This is a genomic window from Pseudomonas sp. 05N433 (assembly GCF_056396925.1).
The window spans coordinates 1-25560 of the sequence record NZ_JBFTML010000056.1 but is presented as its reverse complement, the minus strand read 5'-3'; the positions used below and the strand labels follow the sequence as shown (position 1 = coordinate 25560).

19 protein-coding genes are annotated in these 25560 nt (G+C 60.9%); 6 read left to right on the top strand and 13 right to left on the bottom strand.

The features are described from left to right. Positions 1-253: 253 nt before the first annotated feature. The 13 genes from gcvT to gap form a co-directional block, all read right to left on the bottom strand. Positions 254-1378 carry a glycine cleavage system aminomethyltransferase GcvT gene (gene gcvT / locus AC1DIS_RS24620; protein WP_477744550.1) on the bottom strand — a complete coding sequence of 375 codons (1125 nt, stop codon included), beginning with the start codon at positions 1376-1378 and terminating at the stop codon, positions 254-256. A gap of 33 nt (positions 1379-1411) precedes the next feature. Then, positions 1412-2788 (bottom strand): L-serine ammonia-lyase, encoded by a 1377-nt coding sequence (locus tag AC1DIS_RS24615; protein WP_018926488.1) that lies wholly within the window; start codon positions 2786-2788, stop codon positions 1412-1414. 179 nt (positions 2789-2967) lie between these two features. Then, on the bottom strand, positions 2968-5820 hold the full coding sequence (gcvP, locus tag AC1DIS_RS24610; protein WP_477745563.1) for an aminomethyl-transferring glycine dehydrogenase: 2853 nt from the start codon (positions 5818-5820) through the stop codon (positions 2968-2970). An 11-nt stretch (positions 5821-5831) separates the two neighbouring features. Next, positions 5832-6209: a glycine cleavage system protein GcvH gene (gcvH, locus tag AC1DIS_RS24605; RefSeq protein ID WP_477781135.1), complete on the bottom strand. Its 378-nt coding sequence runs from the start codon at positions 6207-6209 to the stop codon at positions 5832-5834. 612 nt (positions 6210-6821) lie between these two features. Beyond that, the gene (locus tag AC1DIS_RS24600) at positions 6822-8333 is read right to left on the bottom strand and encodes a sigma-54-dependent transcriptional regulator (protein ID WP_258613223.1); all 1512 of its coding nucleotides are present in this window, start codon (positions 8331-8333) and stop codon (positions 6822-6824) included. A 145-nt stretch (positions 8334-8478) separates the two neighbouring features. Beyond that, complete coding sequence (locus AC1DIS_RS24595; protein ID WP_019651449.1) at positions 8479-8841, bottom strand: DUF5064 family protein; 363 nt, start codon at positions 8839-8841, stop codon at positions 8479-8481. 79 nt (positions 8842-8920) lie between these two features. After that, a complete protein-coding gene (gene arcC, locus AC1DIS_RS24590) occupies positions 8921-9850 on the bottom strand; it encodes a carbamate kinase (protein ID WP_018926482.1) in 930 nt (309 codons plus the stop codon). Positions 9851-9944: 94 nt separating this feature from the next. After that, a complete protein-coding gene (locus AC1DIS_RS24585) occupies positions 9945-10955 on the bottom strand; it encodes an ornithine carbamoyltransferase (protein ID WP_064616373.1) in 1011 nt (336 codons plus the stop codon). A gap of 69 nt (positions 10956-11024) precedes the next feature. Next, positions 11025-12281, bottom strand: a complete 1257-nt coding sequence (arcA, locus tag AC1DIS_RS24580; protein ID WP_477781134.1) for an arginine deiminase — start codon at positions 12279-12281, stop codon at positions 11025-11027. 51 nt (positions 12282-12332) lie between these two features. After that, entirely contained in the window at positions 12333-13760 is a 1428-nt protein-coding gene (gene arcD, locus AC1DIS_RS24575) for an arginine-ornithine antiporter (RefSeq protein ID WP_086944504.1), read from the bottom strand. Between the two features lie 446 nt (positions 13761-14206). After that, positions 14207-15538, bottom strand: a complete 1332-nt coding sequence (locus AC1DIS_RS24570; RefSeq protein WP_477744586.1) for a CoA transferase — start codon at positions 15536-15538, stop codon at positions 14207-14209. Positions 15539-15744: 206 nt separating this feature from the next. Beyond that, complete coding sequence (locus tag AC1DIS_RS24565) at positions 15745-16209, bottom strand: methylglyoxal synthase (protein WP_064616377.1); 465 nt, start codon at positions 16207-16209, stop codon at positions 15745-15747. A gap of 18 nt (positions 16210-16227) precedes the next feature. Continuing rightward, entirely contained in the window at positions 16228-17229 is a 1002-nt protein-coding gene (gap, locus tag AC1DIS_RS24560; RefSeq protein ID WP_007934706.1) for a type I glyceraldehyde-3-phosphate dehydrogenase, read from the bottom strand. Positions 17230-17448: 219 nt separating this feature from the next. On the opposite strand from gap, the gene edd reads away from it, so the two are divergent. The 6 genes from edd (at position 17449) to AC1DIS_RS24530 (ending at position 25510) form a co-directional block, all read left to right on the top strand. Then, positions 17449-19275 carry a phosphogluconate dehydratase gene (edd, locus tag AC1DIS_RS24555; protein WP_018926475.1) on the top strand — a complete coding sequence of 609 codons (1827 nt, stop codon included), beginning with the start codon at positions 17449-17451 and terminating at the stop codon, positions 19273-19275. Beyond that, positions 19272-20222: a glucokinase gene (locus tag AC1DIS_RS24550; protein WP_138866917.1), complete on the top strand. Its 951-nt coding sequence runs from the start codon at positions 19272-19274 to the stop codon at positions 20220-20222. The genes edd and AC1DIS_RS24550 overlap by 4 nt, the downstream gene beginning before the upstream one ends. A 178-nt stretch (positions 20223-20400) precedes the next feature. Continuing rightward, the gene (locus tag AC1DIS_RS24545; protein WP_007934711.1) at positions 20401-21132 is read left to right on the top strand and encodes a response regulator; all 732 of its coding nucleotides are present in this window, start codon (positions 20401-20403) and stop codon (positions 21130-21132) included. Next, positions 21122-22591, top strand: coding sequence for an ATP-binding protein (locus tag AC1DIS_RS24540; protein WP_477781133.1), 1470 nt, complete (start codon positions 21122-21124; stop codon positions 22589-22591). The genes AC1DIS_RS24545 and AC1DIS_RS24540 overlap by 11 nt, the downstream gene beginning before the upstream one ends. Positions 22592-22820: 229 nt before the next feature. Then, positions 22821-24080 carry a D-mannose isomerase gene (locus AC1DIS_RS24535; protein ID WP_477744588.1) on the top strand — a complete coding sequence of 420 codons (1260 nt, stop codon included), beginning with the start codon at positions 22821-22823 and terminating at the stop codon, positions 24078-24080. Positions 24081-24208: 128 nt separating this feature from the next. After that, a complete protein-coding gene (locus AC1DIS_RS24530) occupies positions 24209-25510 on the top strand; it encodes an ABC transporter substrate-binding protein (RefSeq protein ID WP_477781132.1) in 1302 nt (433 codons plus the stop codon). Positions 25511-25560 lie beyond the last annotated feature (50 nt).

Here is a 25560-nt window from a genome sequence, read left to right as displayed (position 1 = left end):
GACCCATGCAAACACAGTGAACAAACTCTACGCCAACTACGGGAGAAAAAACAAGCCCCGCGAAGGCCCGGATTTCCTCAGGTTGATGGCAATTAGAGTGGTCACTAGTGCGGGCTTATTCGATCGAGTTGTTCATTGCTTTTCGATTGTTATAAGTAGCGTTCATAAACGAAACGTATGCACTATTTTATGGCGGTTGCGTTACAGATTAGTGCACTGTTAACGCAACCGCGTTACTTATAGAAACAGTCAATCAGCCACGATAGTAGCGTTGTGGAACAAATGGCATTTTGCTTACAAGCAAAGGCACCTTTTTCCCACGCACAATGGCCCAAACTGGCGTTTCCAAAACGGTATAAGCGCTGTCGAGGTAACCCATGGCCAAAGGGCCGCCCAAGGTCGGACCGAAGCCGCCGCTGCAAACGCTGCCGATGATTTCGCCAGCTTCGTTGACGATCTCTGCACCTTCACGCACCGGTGTACGTTCCTGCGGCAGCAGGCCAACGCGCTTGCGGCTGACACCGGTTTGCTGTTGGGCGAACACGGTTTCGGCGCCAGGGAAGCCGCCGGCCCGCGCACCATCGGCACGTCGAGGCTTGGAGATGGCCCACAGCAGGCTTGCTTCGATCGGCGTGGTTTCGGTGTTCATGTCGTGGCCGTACAGGCACAGACCGGCTTCCAGGCGCAGGGAATCGCGGGCGCCGAGGCCGATGGCCGCGACTTCCGGTTCGGCAAGCAGGGCGCGAGCCAGCGCTTCGGCGTTGGCCGCCGGCACGGAGATTTCGTAACCGTCTTCGCCGGTGTAGCCCGAACGGCTGACAAAGCAGTCCACGCCCAACAGTTTCACGCGGGTGAACTGCATGAAGGTCATCTTCGCAACTTCCGGTGCCAGGCGTGCGAGCACGGTGACGGCAGCCGGGCCTTGCAGAGCGAGCAGGGCACGCTCTTCGAACAGCGGTTCAATGGTGCACTGGTCGCCGATGTGCTTGCGCAGGTGCGCCAGGTCCTGGTCCTTGCAGGCGGCGTTGACCACCAGGAACAGTTCGTCGTTACCGAGGTTGGCGACCATCAGGTCGTCGAGGATGCCACCGGCCTCGTTGGTGAACATCGCGTAGCGCTGCATGCCCACCGGCAGGTCGATGATGTCCACCGGCACCAGGGTTTCCAGGGCTTTGGCGGCGTTGGCGCCGGTCAGGCGGATCTGGCCCATGTGCGAGACATCGAACAGCCCGGCCTGATCACGGGTGTGCTGGTGTTCTTTCATCACGCCCAACGGGTATTGCACCGGCATGTCATAACCGGCGAACGGCACCATGCGGGCGCCGAGTTCGAGGTGCAGTGCGTGCAACGGGGTCTTCAACAGTTGTTCGGTGGACATATACAGCTCCTGAAAATAGTGCAGATGCGCGCATCAGCACTCGATAATGTTGACCGCCAAACCGCCACGGGCGGTTTCCTTGTATTTGCTTTTCATGTCGGCGCCGGTCTGGCGCATGGTGCGGATGACCTTGTCGAGGGAGACGAAGTGCTGACCGTCGCCACGCAGGGCCATGCGCACCGCATTGATGGCCTTGACCGAACCCATGGCGTTGCGCTCGATGCAAGGCACTTGCACCAGTCCGCCAATCGGGTCGCAGGTCAGGCCGAGGTTGTGTTCCATGCCGATTTCGGCCGCGTTTTCCACCTGCTGCACCGTACCGCCGAGCACTTCGCACAAGGCGCCGGCCGCCATGGAACAGGCAACGCCGACTTCACCCTGACAGCCGACTTCGGCGCCGGAGATCGAGGCGTTTTCCTTGTACAGAATGCCGATTGCAGCGGCCGTCAGTAGAAAACGCACCACGCCGTCTTCGTTGGCACCGGGGATGAAGCGCATGTAGTAATGCAGCACCGCCGGGATAATGCCGGCTGCACCATTGGTGGGCGCAGTGACCACGCGTCCGCCGTTGGCGTTTTCTTCATTGACCGCCAGGGCGTACAGGTTGACCCAGTCCAGTACCGACAGTGGATCGCGCAGCGACGATTCCGGGTTTTTGCACAGTTGCCGATGCAGCGCCGCCGCCCGCCGTTTGACCTTCAGCCCACCGGGCAGGATGCCTTCGTTGCGGCAACCGGCGGCGACGCAGTCTTGCATCACTTGCCAGATCTTCAGCAGTCCGGCGCGGGTTTCCGCTTCCGGGCGCCAGGCGCTTTCGTTGGTCAGCATCACCTGACTGATCGATAAACCGTAGGTGCTGCAGTGACCAAGCAAGTCCTTGGCGCTTTTGAACGGGAAGGTCAGCGGCGTGGCGTCTTCAACGATGCGGTCGGCGCCGGCCGCGTCTTCATCGACGACGAACCCGCCACCGACCGAGTAATACTCGCGGCTGCGCACTTGCAGGCCGGCTGCGTCGAACGCGCGAAAGATCATGCCGTTGGGGTGATAGGCCAACGGTTTACGAATCATTGCCAGGTGTTCTTTCTCGTTGAACGCGATGCTGTGTTCACCGAGCAGGTTCAAGCGACCGCTGCTGCGAATCTCTTGCAGGCGGGCAGTGACGGTTTCGGTGTCCACGGTGTCCGGGTGTTCGCCTTCCAGGCCCAGCAATACGGCCTTGTCACTGCCGTGGCCTTTGCCGGTGGCGCCGAGCGAGCCGTAGAGCTCGACTTTGACGCAGGTAGTTGCCGATAGCAGCCCTTCACGGCGCAGACCTTCGGCGAAGCGCGCAGCGGCACGCATCGGGCCGACGGTGTGGGAGCTGGAGGGGCCGATACCAATTTTGAACAGGTCGAACACGCTTAACGACATGGTTGTTCTCCGGTTTTCTTGTTATAGGCGTTAGATGAAACCGTAGGAGCGAGGCTTGCCCGCGAAGGCGTTGTATCAGCCACCATCAATGCTGAATATGAAATCGCCTTCGCGGGCAAGCCTCGCTCCTACAGAGAATGCGGTGTTCTTGAAGGGGGCGAGCAACTCACCCCCCTAGATCAAGCGTAGCTTTCGATCGACGGGCAGGCGCAGACCAGGTTGCGATCGCCAAACACGTTGTCGACGCGACCGACCGGTGGCCAGTACTTGGCTTCGATCAGCGACGCTACCGGGTAAACGGCTTGCTCGCGGCTGTACGGATGAGTCCACTCGCCGACGATTTCCGCAGCGGTGTGCGGGGCGTTTTTCAGCGGGTTGTCATCCTTGTCCAGCGTGCCGTTTTCCACCGCGCGGATTTCTTCGCGGATGCGGATCATGGCGTCGCAGAAGCGGTCCAGTTCTTCCTTGGATTCGCTCTCGGTCGGCTCGATCATCAACGTGCCGGCCACCGGGAACGACATGGTCGGGGCGTGGAAGCCGAAGTCGATCAGGCGCTTGGCCACGTCATCGACGCTGATGCCGCTGCTGTCTTTCAGCGGACGCAGGTCGAGGATGCATTCGTGCGCCACCAGACCGTTGCTGCCGGTGTACAGCACTGGATAGTGCTCTTCGAGGCGACGGGAAATGTAGTTGGCATTCAGGATCGCCAATTGCGAAGCGCGCTTGAGGCCGGCGCCACCCATCATTCGAATGTACATCCAGGTGATCGGCAGAATGCTCGCGCTGCCGAACGGTGCCGCGCAGACCGCGCCTTCCTTGCGTTCCATCTGGGCGTGGCCCGGCAGGAACGGCGTCAGGTGCGACTTGACGCCAATCGGGCCGACGCCTGGGCCGCCACCGCCGTGTGGGATGCAGAAGGTTTTGTGCAGGTTCAGGTGCGATACGTCGCCGCCGAACTTGCCCGGTGCGCAGAGGCCGACCATGGCGTTCATGTTCGCGCCATCGATATACACCTGGCCGCCGTTGTCGTGAATGATGCCGCAGATTTCACGGATGCCTTCTTCGAACACACCGTGGGTCGACGGGTAGGTGATCATCAGCGCGGCGAGGTGTTCGCGGTGCTCGATGGCCTTGGCGCGCAGGTCTTCGATGTCGACGTTGCCGCGGGCATCGCACGCGGTCACAACCACACGCATGCCGGCCATGTTGGCGGTGGCCGGGTTGGTGCCGTGGGCGGACGACGGGATCAGGCAGATGTCGCGACGGTCTTCGCCACGGCTCTGGTGGTAGGCACGGATCGCCAACAGACCGGCGTATTCACCCTGGGAACCGGCGTTCGGTTGCAGGGAGATCGAGTCGTAACCGGTGGCGGCGCAGAGCATCGCTTCCAGTTCATCGGTCAGTTGCTGATAGCCGGCGCTTTGCTCGGCCGGAGCGAACGGGTGCAGGGCACCGAATTCAGCCCAGGTCACCGGGATCATTTCGCTGGCGGCGTTGAGTTTCATGGTGCAGGAACCCAGCGGGATCATGGTGCGATCCAGGGCCAGGTCCTTGTCCGCCAGTTTGCGCAGGTAGCGCATCAGCTCGGTTTCGGAGTGATAACGGTTGAACACCGGGTGGCTGAGGATTGGCGATTGGCGAACCAGTGCGGCCGGGAGGGTGCTTTGGACCGAGGCGGCGAGGGCAGCGAAGTCCGGCAGTGCCTTGCCGTCGGCCAGCAGGTTCCACAGGGTTTCGACGTCAGCCTGGCTGCTGGTTTCGTCGAGGGACAGACCCAGACGCTCAGCATCGACCACGCGCAGATTGATTTTCTGCGCATGGGCCTTGTCGTGCAGGGCAGCTGTTTGCGCGCCGGTTTTGATCGTCAAGGTGTCGAAGAAGCTGGCTTGCTCGACGCTCAGGCCCAGTGCGCTCAAGCCTTTGGCGAGGATCGCGGTCAGGTGATGAATGCGATTGGCGATCTGCGTCAGGCCTTTCGGGCCGTGGTATACGGCGTACATGCTGGCGATGTTGGCCAACAGCACCTGGGCGGTGCAGATGTTGCTGGTGGCTTTCTCGCGACGGATGTGTTGCTCGCGGGTCTGCATGGCCAGGCGCAGGGCCGGCTTGCCGAAACGGTCCACGGAAACGCCGACCAGACGGCCCGGCATGTCGCGCTTGAACGCATCCTTGGTGGAGAAGTACGCCGCGTGCGGGCCACCGAAGCCCAGCGGAACACCGAAGCGTTGCGCGCTGCCGATGGCCACGTCGGCGCCGAACTCGCCCGGCGGGGTCAGCACGGTCAGGGCCAGCAGGTCAGCAGCGACCGCGACCAGCGCATTCGCCGCGTGGAAGCGTTCGGTCAGTTCGCGGTAATCGAAGACGTCACCGTTGCTCGCCGGGTATTGCAGCAGCGCGCCGAAGAATGGCGTCACGTCGGTCAGTTCACGCTCGTCGCCCACCACAACGTCGATGCCCAAAGGCTCGGCACGGGTGCGCAAAACGTCGAGGGTTTGCGGGTGGCAATGAACGGAGGCGAAGAAGGCGTGGCTGCCTTTGTTCTTGCTCAGGCGTTTGCAGAACGTCATGGCTTCAGCAGCAGCGGTGGCTTCGTCCAGCAGCGAGGCGTTGGCGATCGGCAGGCCGGTCAGGTCGCTGATCAGGGTCTGGAAGTTCAGCAGCGCTTCGAGACGACCCTGGGAAATTTCTGGTTGGTACGGGGTGTAGGCGGTGTACCAGGCCGGATTTTCCAGCAGGTTGCGCAGGATCGGCGACGGCGTGTGAGTGCCGTAGTAGCCCTGACCGATGTAAGTCTTGAACAGCTGGTTTTTACCGGCGATGGATTTGATCAACGCCAGGGCATCGGCTTCGCTCAGGCCGTCTTCGAGACCGAGGACGCTGGTGCCTTTGATGCTGTCGGGAATGACGCTGGCGCTCAGGGCTTCCAGGGAGTCGAAACCGAGGCTGTTGAGCATGGCTTGCTCGTCGCCTGCACGCGGGCCGATGTGGCGGGTGATGAATTCGTTGGCGGTCGTCAGATTGACTTGAGTCATGTCGGCGCTCCTCAGGCTTGGGCTTTGATCAGACGGTCGTAAGCGTCTYGATCCAGCAGTTGGCCGACAGCCGAGGCGTCGGTTGGCTTGAAGCGGAAGAACCAGCCTTCGCCCAGCGGATCTTCGTTGACCAGTTCAGGGCTGTTATCGAGGGCCGGGTTGGTCTCGACCACTTCTCCGTCCAGAGGCATGTACACGCCGCTGGCAGCTTTTACCGACTCCACGGTGGCGGCTTCTGCGCCTTTGTCGTAGGACTGCAGCTCAGGCAGTTGTACGAAAACCACGTCGCCCAGTGCGTTCTGTGCGAAAGCGGTGATGCCGACCGTAACGGTGCCGTCAGCTTCGGTGCGCAGCCATTCGTGATCTTCAGTAAAACGCAACTCGCTCATGGAAACTCCTAAAGGGGCCAGACTCGTCTGGTGGACGCGATGGAATGCAGGGGCAAAAACCCTGCTTTATAGGAGGTTACTAAGCAAAAAGGCGGCCAATGTTATTTTTATGTTTAAAAACAATAACTTATAAGTTTTCGTAAGCCGTTATATTTCTGCAGCTGTAGCGAAATCGCTACAGCCTGAAGCAAAGAAAAAAGCCTAGGTGGATCAAAGCCTTGGACAGCGGTGATCAGGATGGGGTGTATTGATATCATTCCACTGTAGCGCTTTCAGTACAGATGGAGGTCGCTTTTAATGGGTTTTTCCCGGTAATCCCTGAAGAAACCTTTTATGTAGGAGCGAGGCTTGCCCGCGAAGCTTTTAGCGGAGTTGAGGGCCTCTTCGCGGGCAAGCCTCGCTCCTACAGTAATGCTGTTCACTTAAACACACTCTTCAGTCATGCCTACCTTTTGTGGCGAGCGAGCTTGCTCGCGCTGGGCTGCGTAGCGGCCCCAAAAATCTGACAACCATTGCCGATTTTTGTGAGTGCTGCGCACTCAAGCGGGAGCAAGCTCCCTCGCCACAGGTCTCTCTGACTCAATACTTCCTTAAGTGAACGGCATTGCGTTTCTACAGGGGCTTGTTGGGAATCCCGTACTTGCGCAACCGATGGGCAATCGCGGTGTGGGAGGTTTGCAGGCGGCTGGCCAGTTGGCGGGTCGAGGGGTAGCTGACGTAGAGCTTTTCCAGCAGGTCCTTCTCGAACGCTTCCATGGCCTGTTCGAGGCTGTCGACCTCAATGTCGCTCTGGCGCGCCACAGAGGTGCCGGCGATGTCGAGGTCGCCGATGTCCACCAGGCTGCTTTCGCAAATCGCCGCGGCGCGGAAGATCACGTTCTGCAATTGCCGTACGTTGCCTGGCCAGCGATTGCCCAGCAGCGCCGGGTAAGTGCCGGGGGCCAGGCGACAGACCGGGCGCTGGATCTGCGCGCAGGCCTGCTGCATGAAGTAACGCGCCAGCAGCAAAATGTCCTGGCCGCGCTCGCGCAGGGGCGGGACTTCGACATTCAGCACGTTGAGGCGATAGAACAGGTCTTCGCGGAAAGTGCCTTCGCTGACCATTTTTTCCAGGTCGCGATGGGTCGCGCTGAGGATCCGCACGTTGACCTTCACTTCGCGATCGCCGCCAACCCGACGGAAGCTGCCGTCGTTGAGAAAGCGCAGCAGTTTCGCCTGCAAATACGGCGACATTTCACCGATCTCGTCGAGAAATACCGTGCCCTGGTTGGCCAGTTCCATCAGCCCCGGCTTGCCGCCCCGTTGCGCCCCGGTGAAAGCGCCGGGGGCGTAGCCGAACAGTTCGCTTTCGGCGAGGTTTTCCGGCAATGCCGCGCAGTTCAAGGCCAGGAACGGCGAACTGTGGCGGGCGCTGATGGCGTGGCAGGCGCGGGCCACCAGTTCTTTGCCGGTGCCGGTTTCACCCTGGATCAGCAACGGTGCATCGAGGGCTGCGACGCGCTGGGCGCGGGCCTTGAGCGTACGAATCGCCGGGGATTCGCCGAGCAGCGCATCGAAACCTTCAGCGTGATCGTGGTGCAGCGCCGAGAGGCGTTCACCGATGCGGTTCGGTTGATACAGGGTCAGCAGGGCGCCGGCGTCGGTGATCGGCGTGGCATCCAGCAGCAGGGTTTGACCGTTGACGGTGATCTCGCGCAGCGGCAGGCGGAAGCCGTTTTCCAGCAATGTGTCGAGCAGCACCGGGTCGGCAAACAGCTCGCTGATGCTTTCACCCGCCGGTTCGCGACCGTACAGGGCAATCAGTGCCGGGTTGGCCAGCAGCACCTTGCCGGCGCTGTCCAGGGCCAGCACCGGGTCGGTCATGGCGGCGAGTAGCGCATCGAGCTGCAAGTGACGGCGTTGGCCGGGAAGGATGTCGACCACCGTCACCGCTTGTACACCACGCACGTTGAACAGCGCATCGCGCAGCTCTTCGAGCACGGCCGGGCTCAAGGTCGGGGCGTCGATGTAGACGTTGGGCGGCACCATTTCCACCGCATCCAGATTGAGATTGCGCCCACCGAGCAGAGCCAGGACTTCCTGGGTGATACCGACGCGGTCGATGAAACTGACGTGGATGCGCATGGGGCGGTTTGGTTCTGGAGTGCGGAGGGTGGCAAGTATGCCTTGGGGCGGGCCAATGGTGAAATCCTGTACAGGACTTCATGACAACGATGATCTCCTGTGGGAGCGGGCAAGCCCCGCTCCCACAGGTTCAGCGTTCACCGTTTTATCCCAGGTGTTCAGGTTTGACCGGGTCGCCGGATTTGACGTCGAGTTGGGCCCGCACGTCTTCAAACATTTCGTCGTAGTACTTGTGCATGGCGCCGATGTTGGCGGTCTTGGGCATGCCGTACTTTTGCGCGATGCGCGTGGCGTGGCGGGCAAAGTCGAAGGCCTGGTCCTTGGGCAGATAAAACTCTTCATTATTCAGCTCCTTGCCCTCGACCGAACCACGCAGCTTAAAGAGCATGCCTTGGCCTTCCTTGGGATCCTGAGCAATTTTGTATTCAATGTGCAGGTTGTAGCTGTAATCGTCCTTGTTCAGCGCATGGCGCTCGATGTGCAGGTGTCCGGGTTCGAACGTAGCCATTGGCGTCTCTCCTTCAAAGGCATTGAATCAGGGCAGACCTCACGCCTGCCCCCCTGCGTTTCTTTCTACTCGTTTCTTTCTATTGATAACTGATGCCAGGCGTCGCTGTGCTGATACGGGTGCCGGCCTTGCCCTGGATGATCGCTTCGATGTCCGAGAGTGAACCGATTACCGCGACTTTCCCAGTATGGCGGGCGAACTCGCAGGCCGCCTGGACCTTTGGTCCCATGGAGCCGGCGGCGAAGCCGAGTTTGTCCATTTCATCGGGGTGAGCCTGGGCGATGGCTTTCTGGGTGGGCTTGCCGAAATCGATAAAGGCCGCATTGACGTCAGTGGCGATCACCAACAGATCGCTTTCCAACTGTTCGGCCAGCAGTGCCGAGCACAGGTCTTTATCGATCACCGCTTCCACACCCTGCAGTTTGCCGTTGGCGTCGTAGATCGTCGGGATGCCGCCACCACCGGCGCAGATCACGATGCTGCCTTTTTCCAGCAGCCACTTGATCGGGCGGATTTCGAAGATACGTTTGGGTTTCGGGCTGGCGACCACGCGCCGGAACTTGTCGCCGTCCGGGGCGATGGCCCAGCCTTTCTCGGCGGCGAGTTTCTCGGCGTCGGCCTTGGAATAGACCGGACCGATCGGTTTGCTGGGGGCCTGGAACGCCGGGTCGTTGGGGTCGACTTCGACCTGGGTCAGCAGGGTGGCGAAGGGCACTTCGAAGTCCAGCAGGTTGCCCAGTTCCTGTTCGATGATGTAGCCGATCATGCCGTCGGTTTCGGCGCCGAGTACGTCCAGCGGGTAAGGCGAAACCTGGCTGTAGGCCGCCGCTTGCAGCGACAACAGGCCGATCTGCGGACCATTGCCGTGGGCAATCACCAGTTGGTTGCCGGGATGAATCTTGGCGATCTGTTCGGTGGCGATCCGGATGTTCGCGCGCTGGTTGTCCGCGGTCATGGGCTCACCCCGGCGGAGCAGGGCGTTACCGCCCAGAGCAATGACGATACGCATAGTGCAGTCCTTCTAAATAGGGGCGGGCAATCTGATCTCCCTGATGATCGTTCCCACGGGGACCGTGGGAACGATCATCAGCAAGTGTTCAGCCTCAGACATCCGCCAGCGCCGACACCAGAATAGCCTTGATGGTGTGCATACGGTTTTCCGCTTGCTCGAAGGCGATGTTGGCCGGCGATTCGAAGACTTCTTCAGTCACTTCGACGCCGTTGGCCAGGTGCGGATAGCGTGCGGCGATGTCCTTGCCGACCTTGGTTTCGCTGTTGTGGAACGCCGGCAGGCAGTGCATGAACTTCACGCGCGGGTTGCCCGAGGCCTTCATCATGTCGGCATTGACCTGGTACGGCAGCAGTTGCTCGATGCGCTCGTCCCACGCTTCCACCGGCTCACCCATCGACACCCAGATGTCAGTGTGAATGAAGTCCACGCCCTTGACCGCGGCTTTCGGGTCTTCGGTGATGGTGATGCGCGCACCGCTCTCTTCGGCGAAGGCTTTGCACTGATCGATGAAGTCCTGATGCGGCCACAGCGCTTTCGGTGCGGCGATGCGCACGTCCATGCCGAGTTTGGCGCCGATCATCAGCAACGAATTACCCATGTTGTAGCGCGCATCGCCCAGGTAGGCGTAGCTGATGTCGTGCAGCGGTTTGTCGCTGTGTTCGCGCATGGTCAGGGTGTCGGCGATCATTTGCGTCGGGTGGAATTCAGCGGTCAGGCCGTTGAATACCGGTACGCCGGCGAACTTGGCCAGCTCTTCGACGATTTCCTGTTCGAAACCACGGTACTCGATGGCGTCGAACATCCGCCCCAGCACGCGGGCGGTGTCCTTCATGCTTTCCTTGTGGCCGATCTGCGACGACACCGGGTCGATGTAGGTGACGTGGGCGCCCTGGTCATGGGCCGCGACTTCGAAGGCGCACCGGGTGCGGGTCGAGGTTTTTTCGAAGATCAGCGCGATGTTCTTGCCTTGCAGGTGCGGACGCTCGGTGCCGGTGTATTTGGCGCGCTTGAGGTCGCGGGACAGGTCCAGCAGGTAGTGCAGCTCGCGAGTGGTGTGGTGCATCAGCGAGAGCAGGCTGCGGTTGCGCATATTGAAAGCCATGATTGGATCTCCTTGGGTGTCGGTTATCCCCTCGGCCGTGCTGGATAAGCATCGGCCAAGGCTCGAAAGTTAATAATCGATAGGGTCGCGAATGATCGGGCAGGTCATGCAGTGGCCACCGCCACGCCCGCGCCCGAGCTCACTGGCGCTGATGGTGATGACCTCGACGCCGGCCTTGCGCAGCAGGGTGTTGGTGTAGGTGTTGCGGTCGTAGCCGATGACCACGCCTGGCTCCACCGCCACCACGTTGTTGCCGTCGTCCCATTGCTCGCGTTCGGCGGCAAAGGCGTTACCGCCGGTTTCGACAACGCGCAGCGCCTTGAGGTTGAGGGCCTTGGCCACGGTGTCGAGGAAGCTGGTTTCTTCACGGCGCACGTCGATGCCGCCCGGTTTGCTTTCATCGGGGCGCAGGCTGAAGGCGACGATCTGCTTCACCACTTCCGGGAAAATCGTCACCAGGTCGCGGTCGCAGAAGCTGAACACGGTGTCCAGGTGCATCGCCGCGCGGGATTTCGGCAGGCCGGCGACGATGACTCGTTCCACGGCTTTGTTCTTGAACAGGTTGACCGCCAATTGGCCGATGGCCTGGCGGGACGAGCGCTCGCCCATGCCGATCAATACCACGCCGTTGCCGATCGGCATCACATCGCCGCCCTCAAGGGTGGCGTTGCCGTGGTCCTGGTCGGGGTCGCCGTACCAGATCTGGAAGTCGGCGTGGGTGAACTGCGGGTGGAATTTGTAAATGGCGGTGGCCAGCAGGGTTTCCTGACGGCGCGCCGGCCAGTACATCGGGTTCAGGGTCACGCCGCCGTAGATCCAGCAGGTGGTGTCGCGGGTGAACTGGGTGTTGGGCAGCGGCGGCAGAATGAAGCTGGAATGACCGAGGAAGTCGCGGAACATCTGAATGGTCTTGCCACCGAAACTGTCCGGCAGGTCATCGGCGGAAACCCCGCCGATGAGGAATTCGGCGATCTTGCGTGGCTCCAGGCTACGTAGCCAGGCCCCCACTTCATGGACCAGGCCGAGACCGACCGAATTGGCGGTGATCTTGCGTTCCAGAATCCAGTCCAGCGCTTCAGGCATCGCGACGATGTCGGTCAGCAGGTTGTGCATTTCCAGCACGTCGACACCACGCTCGCGCATTTTGGTGACGAAGTCGAAGTGGTCGCGTTTGGCTTGGGCGACCCACAGCACATCATCGAACAGCAGTTCGTCGCAGTTGTTCGGGGTCAGCCGCTGGTGGGCCAGGCCGGGGGAGCAAACCATGACTTTGCGCAGTTTGCYGGCTTCGGAATGGACGCCGTACTTAACTTTTTCCGTGGTCATTACCGTGTTCCTCCAGATCAAAACATTCAGGTGCTGCTTTTCATTACAGTGCTAAAGGGTCAGAAAACCGGCATACAGCCCATAGGCCGCCACCAGGGCGCCTACGACGACGGCGGCGAAAATCAGCTTCTCGACGTTAGTGAAAACCGGTTTGTCGACTTCAAGTTTGGCCTTGGCGAACAGGATCGCGCCGGGGGCATACAGCAGGGCGGAGAGCAGCAGGTATTTGACGCCGCCGGCGTACAGCAGCCAGATCGCGTAGATCAGTGCGATGCCACCGATGACCAGGTCTTTGCTGCGCTCGGCCGCAGCGTTTTCATAGCTCTCGCCGCGCACTGCCAGCAGCAGGGCATAGGCCGCCGACCACAGATAGGGCACCAGGATCATCGAGGTAGCGAGGTAGATCAGCGACAGGTAAGTGCTGGCCGAAAACAGTGTGATGATCAGAAACAGCTGCACCATCGCGTTGGTCAGCCATAGCGCGTTGGCCGGTACAAGGTTGGCGTTTTCACGGCGCAAAAACGCCGGCATGGTGTGGTCCTTGGCGGCAGCGAACATGATCTCCGCGCACAGCAACACCCATGACAGCAACGCCCCGAGCAAGGAAATGATCAGGCCGACGCTGATCAGCACCGCGCCCCAATGACCGACCACATGTTCCAGCACCGCGGCCATCGACGGGTTCTGCAGTTTCGCCAGCGCAGGTTGGGTCATGATCCCCAGGGACAACACGTTCACCAGCATCAGGAACAACAGCACGGTGATGAAGCCGATGACGGTGGCTTTACCCACGTCGCTGCGTACTTCGGCACGGGCCGAGAAAATGCTCGCGCCTTCGATGCCGATGAACACCCACACGGTGACCAGCATCATGTTGCGCACCTGGTTCATCACACTGCCCAGGTCAGGGTTTTTGATGCCCCAGATGTCGGCGGTGAAGATCTCCAGTTTGAACGCGAACAAGGCGATCAACACGAACAGCAGCAGCGGTACGACCTTGGCGACGGTGGTCACCAGGTTGATGAACGCCGCTTCCTTGATTCCCCGTAAAACCAGAAAGTGCACCGCCCAAAGCAGCAGCGAGGCGCCGATTACCGAAGCCACGGTATTTCCCTCCCCAAAAATGGGGAAGAAGTAGCCGAGGGTGCTAAACAAGAGAACGAAGTAACCCACATTGCCCAGCCAGGCACTGATCCAGTATCCCCAGGCCGACGAGAAACCCATGTAGTCGCCGAAACCGGCCTTGGCGTAGGCATAAACACCGCCATCCAGCTCAGGCTTGCGATTGGCCAGGGTCTGGAAGACGAAAGCGAGGGTCAACATGCCCACTGCGGTGATTACCCAACCAATAAGAACAGCACCGACATCCGCACTGGCGGCCATGTTCTGGGGCAAAGAGAAGATTCCGCCACCAATCATTGAACCGACCACTAAAGCAACGAGCGCACCGAGTTTCAGTTTTCCGGGGGATTCAGACATAGCATGACTCCAGTGCAGGAGAAGAGAGACAACAGAGTAGTTCTGCTGGCTGTTCAATCAGCTGACATAGATCAGTGCATGGGCACATTCCATTGTTAATGAAAGACTTATGTATCTTTCTCGGACATAGCGGTATTACCGGGGAAGCCCTGTTCAGAGGGGGGCAAGTCAGGTGGGCGTAAGCGGTATTGCTTGGGCTTTGAAATTAGTGTGTTTCTGCGGTTTCGCCAATTTTCTGATAACTGTTTATATGACAGATTTGATTTATCAGGTGCGCGGTACTGGAATTAATGAATAATCGTTATTTCGTTTTATCTGTTTAGTTAAAAATAACTACGTGACAGTGTTTGCAGTGACTGTTCTGGCCTCATCGCGGGCAAGCCACGCTCCCACAGGATCACGCTATACCTTTGGGAGCGGGCTTGCCCGCGAAAGCTATCTGGTGATCACCACCACTGCGCGCGATGGGCGCCCAGTTCCCCGGCCGGCAGCGCCCATTGCAGTGGTGTCCCGGTGATCTTCAACGGCACCTGTAACCGATGGGCCGGTCCCCACGGCGTTTGCTCAATCAACATCCCTTGATCGTGGTCATCCTCTGCGCGCAACGGCTCGTTGGTTCCGGCGCCATGTTCGATCAACAGCTTCGCCGTCCGTGCCAGCGACAGCCGCGCAGAGCCACCGTGCCCCAATAGCTTGATTGCACTGGCCGCCATCAAATACCCGGTGGCATGGTCAAGGGCCTGGACCGGCAGCGGTGTCGGTTTATCCGCCTTCTTCCAGTGCATGCCCGCGTCGGCAATCCCGCTGCTCATCTGCACCAGGCTGTCGAAGCCGCGGCGGTTTTGCCAGGGGCCGCTCCAGCCGTAAGCGTTGAGGCAAACATCGATCAGGCCCGGGGCCAGTGCCTGGCGTTGGGCGATGCCGTAACCCAGGCGTTCCAAGGCGTCGGCGCGGTAGCCGTGGAGCAGAATGTCGGCGTCCTTGAGCAGGCTTTCGAACACCGCGCGATCGGCTTTGTCGTGCAGATCCAGGCGCGCACAGCGTTTGCCCAGGGTGACTTCCGGCACCACGCCCGGTTCGTTCCAGGTCGGTGGGTCGATGCGCAGCACGTCGGCGCCGAGTCCGGCGAGGAAGCGGCTGGCGATCGGGCCGGCGAGCACTCGCGTGAGGTCCAGCACCTTGATCCCGGCCAACGGTTGCGCCACCGAGCCTTGCCACGGTTTGGCGGTTGGGCTGCCACCGACGTTGAACTGAATCAACGGCTCGGCGTTCACGGCTTGGCCTTGGGGGTGAGCTTGCCATTGCTTCCAGCTGCGCATCTCGGCGGCGCAACCACCGGCCTCGACCACTGCTTGTTCCAGATCGCTTTTCGCCCACTGAGCCACTTTGCTCGCCATCGCTGCGCGGTCGGCACAGGCGCCGAGCACTGACTCAGCAGCGGCGCGGTGATGGGGCGCGTTGGTGTGCAGGCGGATCCAGCCGTCCTTGGTCGCGTAGTCACCGGCGACCGGATCCCACAGCGGCGGGACGCTCCAGCCCACGGGGCGGATCGAGGTGGCGAACCAGAACGACGCCAGGCGGCGGTCAACTTCAAGGCTGGGCAAACGACCGGTTTGCCGGTGCAGCCGTTCGCTGGCGGCCTGGCCGGCGGCAGCAATGCTGGCGCAGGCCAGATCGGTCACGGCAAATGCCGAGGGCAGGGCGCCGCTCGAGGTGAACGGGATTGGGGTGTGAGGCAAGCCGAGTGCGGCTTGAATGGACGTGAGTAAATCAGTCATCGAAGGCCCTCCGGAGCGAGAGCCCGAGCATAGTTCAAAAAGACGGCTCGGCCAGATGAAATCCTGTAGAGAGAGCGGTGCGGCGCTCCGACTTGCCCGCGAAGTCGTTGACCGTGTTGCGACCTTCGCGGGCAAGCCTCGCTCCTACGGGGATATGCATTCCCGTGGGAGCGAGCCTGTTGTCACAGAGGATTTATGCCAGCGCTTTACCCACGCCCCTGCAGATAGGTCGCGTAATCCGGGATGCGGTGTTCGTGAGCCTGATCCATCAACGGGCTGCTGAGCAGGTAGTCGGCGCTGCATTCGTTGCAGGCCACGGGGATGTTCCACACCGCCGCGACCCGCAGCAACGCCTTGATGTCCGGGTCGTGGGGTTGCGGTTCGAACGGGTCCCAGAAGAACACCAGCATGTCGACGCGCTGCTCGGCGATTTGCGCGCCGAGTTGCTGGTCGCCGCCCAGCGGCCCGCTGATCATGCTTTCCACCGGCAGGCCGAGGCGTTGTTGCAACAACAACCCCGTGGTGCCGGTGGCGACCAGTTCATGCTGCGCGAGTTTGTCTTTCTGCCGCTCGGCCCAGTCCAGCAAAAACACTTTGCAATGGTCATGGGCGACCAGGGCGATACGCTTGCGCGCCGCCATGGTCTTATGCGTAAAGCTGATACCGATCATCGGTTGCTGCTCCACGGTTTACTCTGCGTTGCAGAGCGCCAGGCAGTTATCGAGCATGCGGTTGGAGAAGCCCCACTCGTTGTCGTACCAGGCCAGCACTTTGAGCAGCTTGCCGCTGGACTTGGTGTGGTTGGCGTCGAAGATCGACGACAGCGGGTTGTGGTTGAAGTCGCTGGATACCAGCGGCAGGGCGTTGTAGCCGAGAATCTTCGAGTGTTGGCTGGCTTGTTTGAGCAGCGCATTCACTTCATCGGCCGACGCTTCGCGCTTGAGCTGCACGGTCAGGTCCACCAGCGACACGTTGATCACCGGAACACGCACCGCCATGCCGGTCAGTTTGCCCGCCAGTTCTGGCAGCACCAGGCCTACCGCTTCAGCGGCGCCGGTCTTGCTCGGGATCATGTTCTGGGTGGCGGAACGGGCGCGGTACGGGTCGGTGTGGTAGACGTCGGTCAGGTTCTGGTCGTTGGTGTAGGCATGGATGGTGGTCATCAGACCGCTTTCGATGCCCAGCTCGCGGTGCAGCACCTGGGCCACCGGGGCCAGGCAGTTGGTGGTGCACGAGGCGTTGGAAATGATCTGGTGCGACTGGCGCAGAATGTCGTGGTTAACCCCATAAACCACAGTGGCGTCGGCGCCTTTGGCCGGGGCCGAGATAATCACTTTGCGCGCGCCGGCCGTAATATGGGCGGCGGCTTTGGCGCGGTCGGTGAACAGACCGGTGCATTCGAATACGACGTCGACCTTCTCCGCGGCCCAGGGCAGTTCGGCCGGGTTGCGAATGGCGCTGACCGAAATACGGTCGCCGTTGACGGTCAGGCTTTCCTGATCGTGCTGGACATCGGCATCGAATGTGCCGTGAACGGTGTCGTATTTCAGGAGGTGAGCATTCATCGAACTGTCGCCCAGGTCGTTGATTGCCACGATCTGCAGATCCTGACGATAGCCTTGGGTATACAGTGCGCGCAGGACATTACGGCCGATACGGCCAAAACCATTGATTGCGATTCGAAGAGTCATTTACAGCGCCGCCGTCGTTTTGTTGTTGGAATTACAAGATTATTCGCAAAAAAATAGAAAACAAGCCTTTTTAGTGGCAATATTTTGTTTTATCTACAACGAGTGACCTGAATCAACTGGTCCGAATGATCAAGAAAGCCGTCTGTCATCCCGATCACAACGGCGTTTGATCAGCATAGACAATCAGGTCGCCACATCCGTTAGCCTGGAGTTCTACACATGCATCCCCGCGTCCTTGAGGTCACCGAACGGCTTATCGCCCGCAGCCGCGCCACGCGTGAGGCTTACCTTGCATTGATCCGTGGCGCCGCCAGTGACGGCCCGATGCGCGGCAAGCTGCAATGCGCCAACTTCGCCCACGGCGTGGCCGGATGTGGCAGCGACGACAAGCACAGCCTGCGGATGATGAACTCCGCCAACATCGCAATTGTTTCGTCATATAACGACATGCTCTCGGCGCACCAGCCGTACGAAGTCTTTCCTGAACAGATCAAAAAAGCCCTGCGCGAAATCGGCTCCGTCGGCCAGTTCGCCGGCGGCACCCCGGCCATGTGCGATGGCGTGACCCAGGGCGAGCCAGGCATGGAACTGAGCCTGCCGAGCCGTGAAGTGATCGCGTTGTCCACCGCCGTGGCGCTGTCCCACAACATGTTCGACGGCGCGCTGATGCTCGGCATCTGCGACAAGATCGTGCCGGGCCTGATGATGGGCGCGTTGCGCTTCGGTCATCTGCCGATGATTTTCGTGCCGGGYGGGCCGATGGTGTCGGGCATCTCCAACAAGCAGAAAGCCGATGTGCGTCAGCGCTACGCCGAAGGCAAGGCGACCCGCGAAGAGCTGCTGGAATCGGAGATGAAGTCCTACCACAGCCCTGGTACCTGCACGTTCTACGGCACCGCCAACACCAACCAGTTGCTGATGGAAGTCATGGGCCTGCACTTGCCGGGCGCCTCGTTCGTCAACCCGAACACGCCGTTGCGCGATGCGCTGACCCGCGAAGCGGCGCATCAGGTGACGCGCCTGACCAAGCAGAATGGCAACTTCCTGCCGATCGGCGAAATCGTCGACGAGCGTTCGCTGGTCAACTCCATCGTGGCCCTGCACGCCACCGGCGGCTCGACCAACCACACCTTGCACATGCCGGCCATCGCCATGGCCGCAGGCATCCAGTTGACCTGGCAGGACATGGCCGACCTCTCCGAGGTGGTGCCGACCCTGAGCCACGTGTACCCGAACGGCAAAGCCGACATCAACCACTTCCAGGCAGCGGGCGGCATGTCGTTCCTGATCCGCGAACTGCTGGAAGCCGGCCTGCTCCATGAAAACGTCAACACCGTGCTCGGCCACGGCCTGAGCCGCTACACCCAGGAGCCGTTCCTCGATAACGGCGAACTGGTCTGGCGCGAAGGCCCGATCGAAAGCCTCGACGAAAACATCCTGCGCCCAGTGGCTCGTGCATTCTCGCCAGAAGGCGGTTTGCGGGTGATGGAAGGCAATCTCGGTCGTGGTGTGATGAAGGTCTCGGCGGTTGCCCTGGAAAACCAGGTCGTCGAAGCCCCGGCCATGGTGTTCCAGGATCAACAGGACCTGGCCGATGCATTCAAGGCCGGTCTGCTGGAGAAGGATTTTGTCGCGGTAATGCGCTTCCAGGGCCCGCGCTCCAACGGCATGCCGGAACTGCACAAGATGACGCCGTTCCTCGGTGTGTTGCAGGACCGTGGCTTCAAAGTTGCGTTGGTGACTGACGGGCGCATGTCCGGCGCCTCGGGGAAAATCCCGGCGGCGATCCACGTCAGCCCCGAAGCTTATGTGGGCGGCGCTTTGGCACGGGTGCGTGAGGGCGATATCATCCGCGTCGATGGCGTCAAAGGCACCCTGGAGCTTAAGGTGGACGCCGAAGAATTCGCAGCACGCGAGCCGGCCAAAGGCCTGTTGGGCAACAACATCGGCACCGGTCGCGAACTGTTTGGTTTCATGCGCATGGCCTTCAGCTCCGCAGAGCAAGGCGCCAGCGCCTTTACTTCTGCCCTGGAGACGCTTAATTGAAACTGGCTTTGGTCGGTGACATCGGTGGGACCAACGCACGTTTCGCGTTGTGGAAAAACCAGCAACTGGAATCAGTCCAGGTGCTGGCAACGGCAGACCACGCCACCCCGGAAGAAGCGATTGCGCTGTACCTGAACGGGCTCGGCCTGGCGCCGGGTTCGATCGGTTCGGTGTGCCTGTCGGTGGCCGGCCCTGTGAGCGGTGACGAATTCAAGTTCACCAACAATCACTGGCGGCTCAGTCGCAAGGGTTTCTGCAAGACCTTGCAGGTGGATCAACTGCTACTGGTCAACGATTTTTCGGCCATGGCGCTGGGCATGACCCGCTTGCAGCCGGGCGAGTTCCGGGTGGTCTGCGAAGGCACGCCGGAGCCGTTGCGGCCGGCGGTGGTAATCGGCCCGGGTACAGGCTTGGGCGTAGGCACGTTGCTCGATCTGGGCGAGGGCCGTTTTGCCGCGTTGCCGGGGGAGGGCGGTCACGTCGATCTGCCRCTGAGCAGCCCGCGGGAAACCCAACTGTGGCAGCACATCTACAACGAGATCGGCCATGTCAGCGCTGAAACGGCGTTGAGCGGCAGTGGTTTGCCGCGAGTGTACCGGGCGATCTGCGCGGTGGATGGCCACACGCCTGTGCTCGACACGCCTGAGGCGATCACGGCGGCCGGGCTGGCGGGTGATCCGATTGCCCTGGAAGTGCTCGAGCAGTTCTGCTGCTGGCTCGGCCGCGTGGCCGGCAACAATGTGCTGACCACCGGTGCACGGGGTGGTGTGTACATCGTTGGTGGAGTGATTCCACGGTTTGCCGACTTTTTCGTTAAAAGCGGTTTCGCCCGGTGCTTTGCCGACAAGGGTTGCATGAGCGATTACTTCAAAGGCATTCCGGTGTGGCTGGTGACAGCGCCGTATTCCGGCCTAGTTGGCGCGGGTGTGGCGCTGGAGCAGGCCTGAGACCTGTGGCGAGGGGGCTTGTCGGAACGCCGCACCGCCCCGTTCGGCTGCGAAGCAGTCGTAAAAAAGGACCGCTACGCGATCCAACGGGGGCAAGCCCCCTCGCCACAAATCCGCGCACGTCATCAGATTTCCGTAAGGCATAATCCTCCCCAACACAAACAACAAGGATGCCGCCGTGAGCTCAGTCAACAAGTCGATTTTGTTGGTCGATGACGATCAAGAGATACGCGAGTTGCTGGACACCTACCTGACCCGTGCCGGTTTCCAGGTCCGCACCACGCCCGATGGCGCAGGCTTTCGTCAGGCGCTGAACGAGGCGCCGAGCGATCTGGTGATCCTCGACGTGATGCTGCCGGACGAAGATGGTTTCAGCCTCTGCCGCTGGATCCGCCAGCACCCGCGCCAGGCCCACGTGCCGATCATCATGCTCACCGCCAGTTCCGATGAGGCCGACCGCGTCATCGGCCTGGAACTGGGCGCCGACGACTACCTCGGCAAACCCTTCAGCCCCCGTGAATTGCAGGCGCGGATCAAAGCCTTGTTGCGTCGCGCGCAGTTCGGTCAGGAGCGTTCCGGCGGTGAAGTGCTGGCCTTCGACGACTGGCGGCTGGACATGGTCAGCCATCGGCTGTTCCATACCGACGGCGAGGAAGTGATTCTCTCCGGCGCCGATTTCGCCCTGCTGAAACTGTTCCTCGATCACCCCCAGGAAATCCTCGACCGCGACACCATCGGCAACGCCACCCGTGGCCGTGACCTGATGCCGCTCGATCGCATCGTCGACATGGCGGTCAGCCGTTTGCGCCAGCGTCTGCGCGACACCGAAAAGCCGCCGCGGCTGATCCGGACCGTGCGTGGCAGCGGCTACCAATTGGCAGCCAACGTGGTTGCCGGCAATGGTCACTGAGTTCCTGCGCAAGCTCGCCGGGCGCGTGCCGGTGCCGCGCTCGCTGCTCGGGCGCATGTTGCTGCTGACCCTGTTGGCGGTGCTGTTCGCCCAGACGCTGTCGAGCGTGATCTGGGTTTCGCAACTGCGTGCTACCCAACTCGAAGGCCTGGTCACCAGCGCCCGCAGCCTGGCCCATTCGATGACGGCCAGCGTCAGTTATTTCCGCTCGTTGCCGGTGGCGTTCAGGCCGCTGGTGCTCGACCAGTTGCGCAGCATGGGCGGCACCCGGTTCGTGGTCACCCTCAACGACAAACCCTTAGGCATGGAAGTGCTGCCGATCACGCCGCGCAAAGAAGCGGTGCTCAAAGCGGTGGACGAGGTGCTGCGCCAGTCGCTGGGCCAAGACGCGGATATTTCGGTGACGTTCGTCAGCCCCGAAGACCTGCGGATCTTCAATAGCGGGCTGAAACTCGATGAATTGCCACGCTCCTGGGCGCACTACGCGTTGACCCTGGAGCCAGTGAATCCACCGGTACTGGTCACGCAAATCCAGATGGCGCCGGGGGAATGGCTGTACATCGCTTCGCTGTTGCCCGAGCCCTACACCAGTCTCGAAGAGCAAGGCCTGCCGGCACAGCAAGTCTGGTTCATCGTACTCACCAGCGGCTTCTTGCTCCTGTTCATCGGCCTGCTGGTGCACTGRCAGAGCCGACCGCTCAAGCGATTGGCGCGGGCGGCGCGGGACATGTCCCTGGGCGCCGACGTCGAACCGGTCGCTCAGGGGGGCGGCAGTGAAGTGGTGGAAGTCGGTCGCGCGTTCAATGCGATGCGTGAACGCATCAGCCGTTACCTGACCGAGCGCAGCCAGTTGTTCAGCGCGATTTCCCATGACTTGCGCACACCGATCACTCGGCTGCGACTGCGGGTTGAATTGCTTGAAGACGAAAAGCTGCAAGCCAAGTTCGGACGTGATCTGGATGAGCTGGAGTTGTTGGTCAAGGGCGCGCTGCAATGCGTGAAAGACACCGACATCCACGAAAACATCGAGCCGGTGGACCTCAACCATGTGCTCGACTGCCTGGTGGAACCGTATCTGGCGCCCAACGGCAATGGCCGCGTGACTCAGCAGGGGCGGGCGCTGGCGCCGTATCCCGGCAAGCCACTGGCGCTCAAGCGCTGCATCGGCAACCTGATCGACAACGCTTTGAAGTACGGGCAGAACGCGCATCTGCACATCGATGACGACGAGAGCGCGTTCGTCCTGCATGTCGACGACGAAGGTCCGGGTGTGCCGGAGCAGCGGCTGGAGCAAGTGTTCGAGCCGCACTTCCGCCTGGCCGGGCAGCAACAGGGTTATGGCCTGGGGCTGGGGATTGCCCGCAACATTGCCCATAGCCATGGCGGTGAAGTCAGCCTGCAAAACCTGCGTGAAGGCGGGTTGCGCGTGACGTTGCAGTTGCCGCGACCAATGGATTGACACTGCCCCTGTGGCGAGGGAGCTTGCTCCCGTTGGACTGCGCAGCAGTCCCTCTTTCAGGGCCGCTCCGCGCCCCAACGGGAGCAAGCTCCCTCGCCACAAGTAACCACTCACTTCAAAATCAGGGTGAATGTCACAGGTCGGTGACATAACGCTCCCCCTTCGTTACCTGCCCGCCACCGACCGTTGTTTAGACTGGTCCCAGTCATAACAACAAAAAAGGTATCGCATGGACACCTTCCAACCCGCCTTCAGCAGTTGGCTGAACGCGCCTGCCCATCAGCAATGGCTCGCCGCCGAAGGCCTGCGCCTGTTGGCATTTGCCAGGGCTTCAAAGCTTCCCGAAGGTTTCGGCAACCTTGATGAAAAGGGACGCCTCCCAGCCAGCGCCCAAGCCGAAACCATGAACACCGCGCGCATGACCCACAGCTTCGCCATGGCCCACATCCAGGGTTTGCCGGGGTTCGCGGAGCTGGTGGATCACGGCGTCAAAGCCCTCAGCGGGCCGCTGCGTGACGCCGAACACGGTGGCTGGTTCGCCACGCCCGAACACCGCGACGGCAATACCGGCAAAGCCGCTTACCTGCATGCCTTCGTGGCGTTGGCCGCGAGTTCTGCGGTGGTTGCCCAGCGTCCCGGTGCGCAAGCCTTGCTCGATGATGCGATCCACATCATCGACAGCCATTTCTGGAGCGAGGAGGAGGGCGCCATGCGCGAGTCCTTCAACCGCGACTTCAGTTGTGAGGAAGCCTATCGCGGCGCCAACAGCAACATGCACGCCACCGAAGCCTTTCTCGCCCTGGCCGATGTCACCGAGGACCACCGCTGGCTGATTCGCGCGCAGCGCATCGTCGAGCGTGTCATTCACGAACACGCCGCCGCCAACGATTACCTGGTGGTCGAACATTTCGACCGCGACTGGCAGCCGCTGCGTGACTACAACCACGACAACCCGGCCGACGGTTTCCGCCCTTACGGCACCACGCCGGGTCATGGTTTCGAATGGGCGCGGTTGTTACTGCACCTTGAAGCGGCGCGGGTGCAAGCCGGGATGCTCACGCCGGGCTGGCTGGTCACCGATGCGCAAAAACTCTTCGAGCATAATTGCCGTCACGGCTGGGACATCGATGGCGCGCCGGGCATTGTCTACACCCTCGACTGGGACAATCGCGCGGTGGTTCGTCATCGTTTGCACTGGACTCATTGCGAAGCCAGCGCCGCCGCCAGTGCGCTGCTAAAACGCACCGGTGATGAGCAGTACGAGCGTTGGTACCGACTGTTCTGGGAATTCTGTGACAGTCATTTCATCGACCGCTGCGATGGCAGCTGGCATCACGAGCTCGATCCGCTGAATCGCCCGAGCGCCGATATCTGGGCCGGTAAACCTGACCTGTATCACGCCTGGCAGGCTGTATTGATCCCGCGCCTGCCGCTGGCGCCGAGCATGGCCAGTGCGCTGGGGCAGTTGTCCCAGAGCGCTGCTGTGTAACCAGTCATGTAACCATGTGGTGACATTCGAACGTCCCTTCGTTACCTGCGAAGGTATGACTCCTGTTTAGAATCCATGCAGCGCAAGCACCAGACTTGCATGCATAACAACAAGAAAGGTACTACTAGATGAATGCGATTTCTCGCCTCGCTACTGTCATTTCTCTCGCTTCACTGCTTCCCGTTGCTGCATTCCCGCTCAGTGCCCTTGCCGCCGATTCCAAAGGTTCGGTGGAAGTCGTTCACTGGTGGACGTCTGGTGGTGAAAAAGCAGCTGTCGATGTGCTCAAGGCTCAAGTCGAAAAAGACGGTTTCACCTGGAAAGACGGCGCAGTCGCCGGCGGTGGCGGTGCCACGGCCATGACCGTACTCAAAAGCCGCGCCGTGGCCGGTAACCCGCCGGGTGTAGCGCAGATCAAAGGTCCGGACATTCAGGAATGGGCGTCTACCGGTCTGCTCGATACCGACGTCTTGAAAGACGCTGCCAAAGCTGAGAAGTGGGACAGCCTGCTCGACAAGAAAGTCTCCGATACCGTGAAGTACGACGGTAACTATGTGGCCGTGCCGGTGAACATTCACCGCGTCAACTGGTTGTGGATCAATCCGGAAGTCTTCAAGAAAGCCGGCATCGAAAAAGCGCCAACCACCCTTCAGGAATTCTACGCGGCCGGTGACAAGCTCAAGGCTGCGGGCTTCATTGCGCTTGCCCACGGTGGCCAGCCTTGGCAAGACAGCACCGTGTTCGAAGCGGTGGTCCTGTCGGTCATGGGCGTCGATGGCTACAAGAAAGCCCTGGTCGATCTGGATAACGCGGCGCTGACCGGTCCTGACATGGTCAAGGCGCTGACCGAGCTGAAGAAAGTCGCGACCTACATGGACGCCGACGGCAAAGGCCAGGACTGGAACCTGGAGGCGGCCAAGGTCATCAACGGCAAGGCCGGCATGCAGATCATGGGTGACTGGGCCAAGAGCGAGTGGACAGCGGCCAAGAAAGTCGCTGGCAAGGATTACGAGTGCGTAGCCTTCCCGGGCACCGACAAGGCCTTCACCTACAACATCGACTCGCTGGCCGTGTTCAAGCAGAAAGACAAGGGCACTGCTGCAGCTCAGCAGGACATTGCCAAGATCGTGCTGGGTGAGAACTTCCAGAAAGTCTTCAGCATCAACAAGGGTTCGATCCCGGTTCGAAACGACATGCTGAGTGACATGGGCAAGTACGGTTTCGACTCCTGCGCCCAGACGGCTGCCAAAGACTTCCTGGCGGACGCCAAGACTGGTGGCTTGCAGCCGAGCATGGCGCACAACATGGCGACCACGCTGGCGGTACAGGGTGCTTTCTTTGATGTCGTGACCAACTTCATCAACGATCCGAAAGCCGACCCTGCCACTRCCGCCAAGCAACTCGGCACTGCCATTAAAGCGGCCAAGTAATGCTTGGCCTGTAGGAGCCGGCTTGCTGGCGATAGCGATGTGTCATTCAA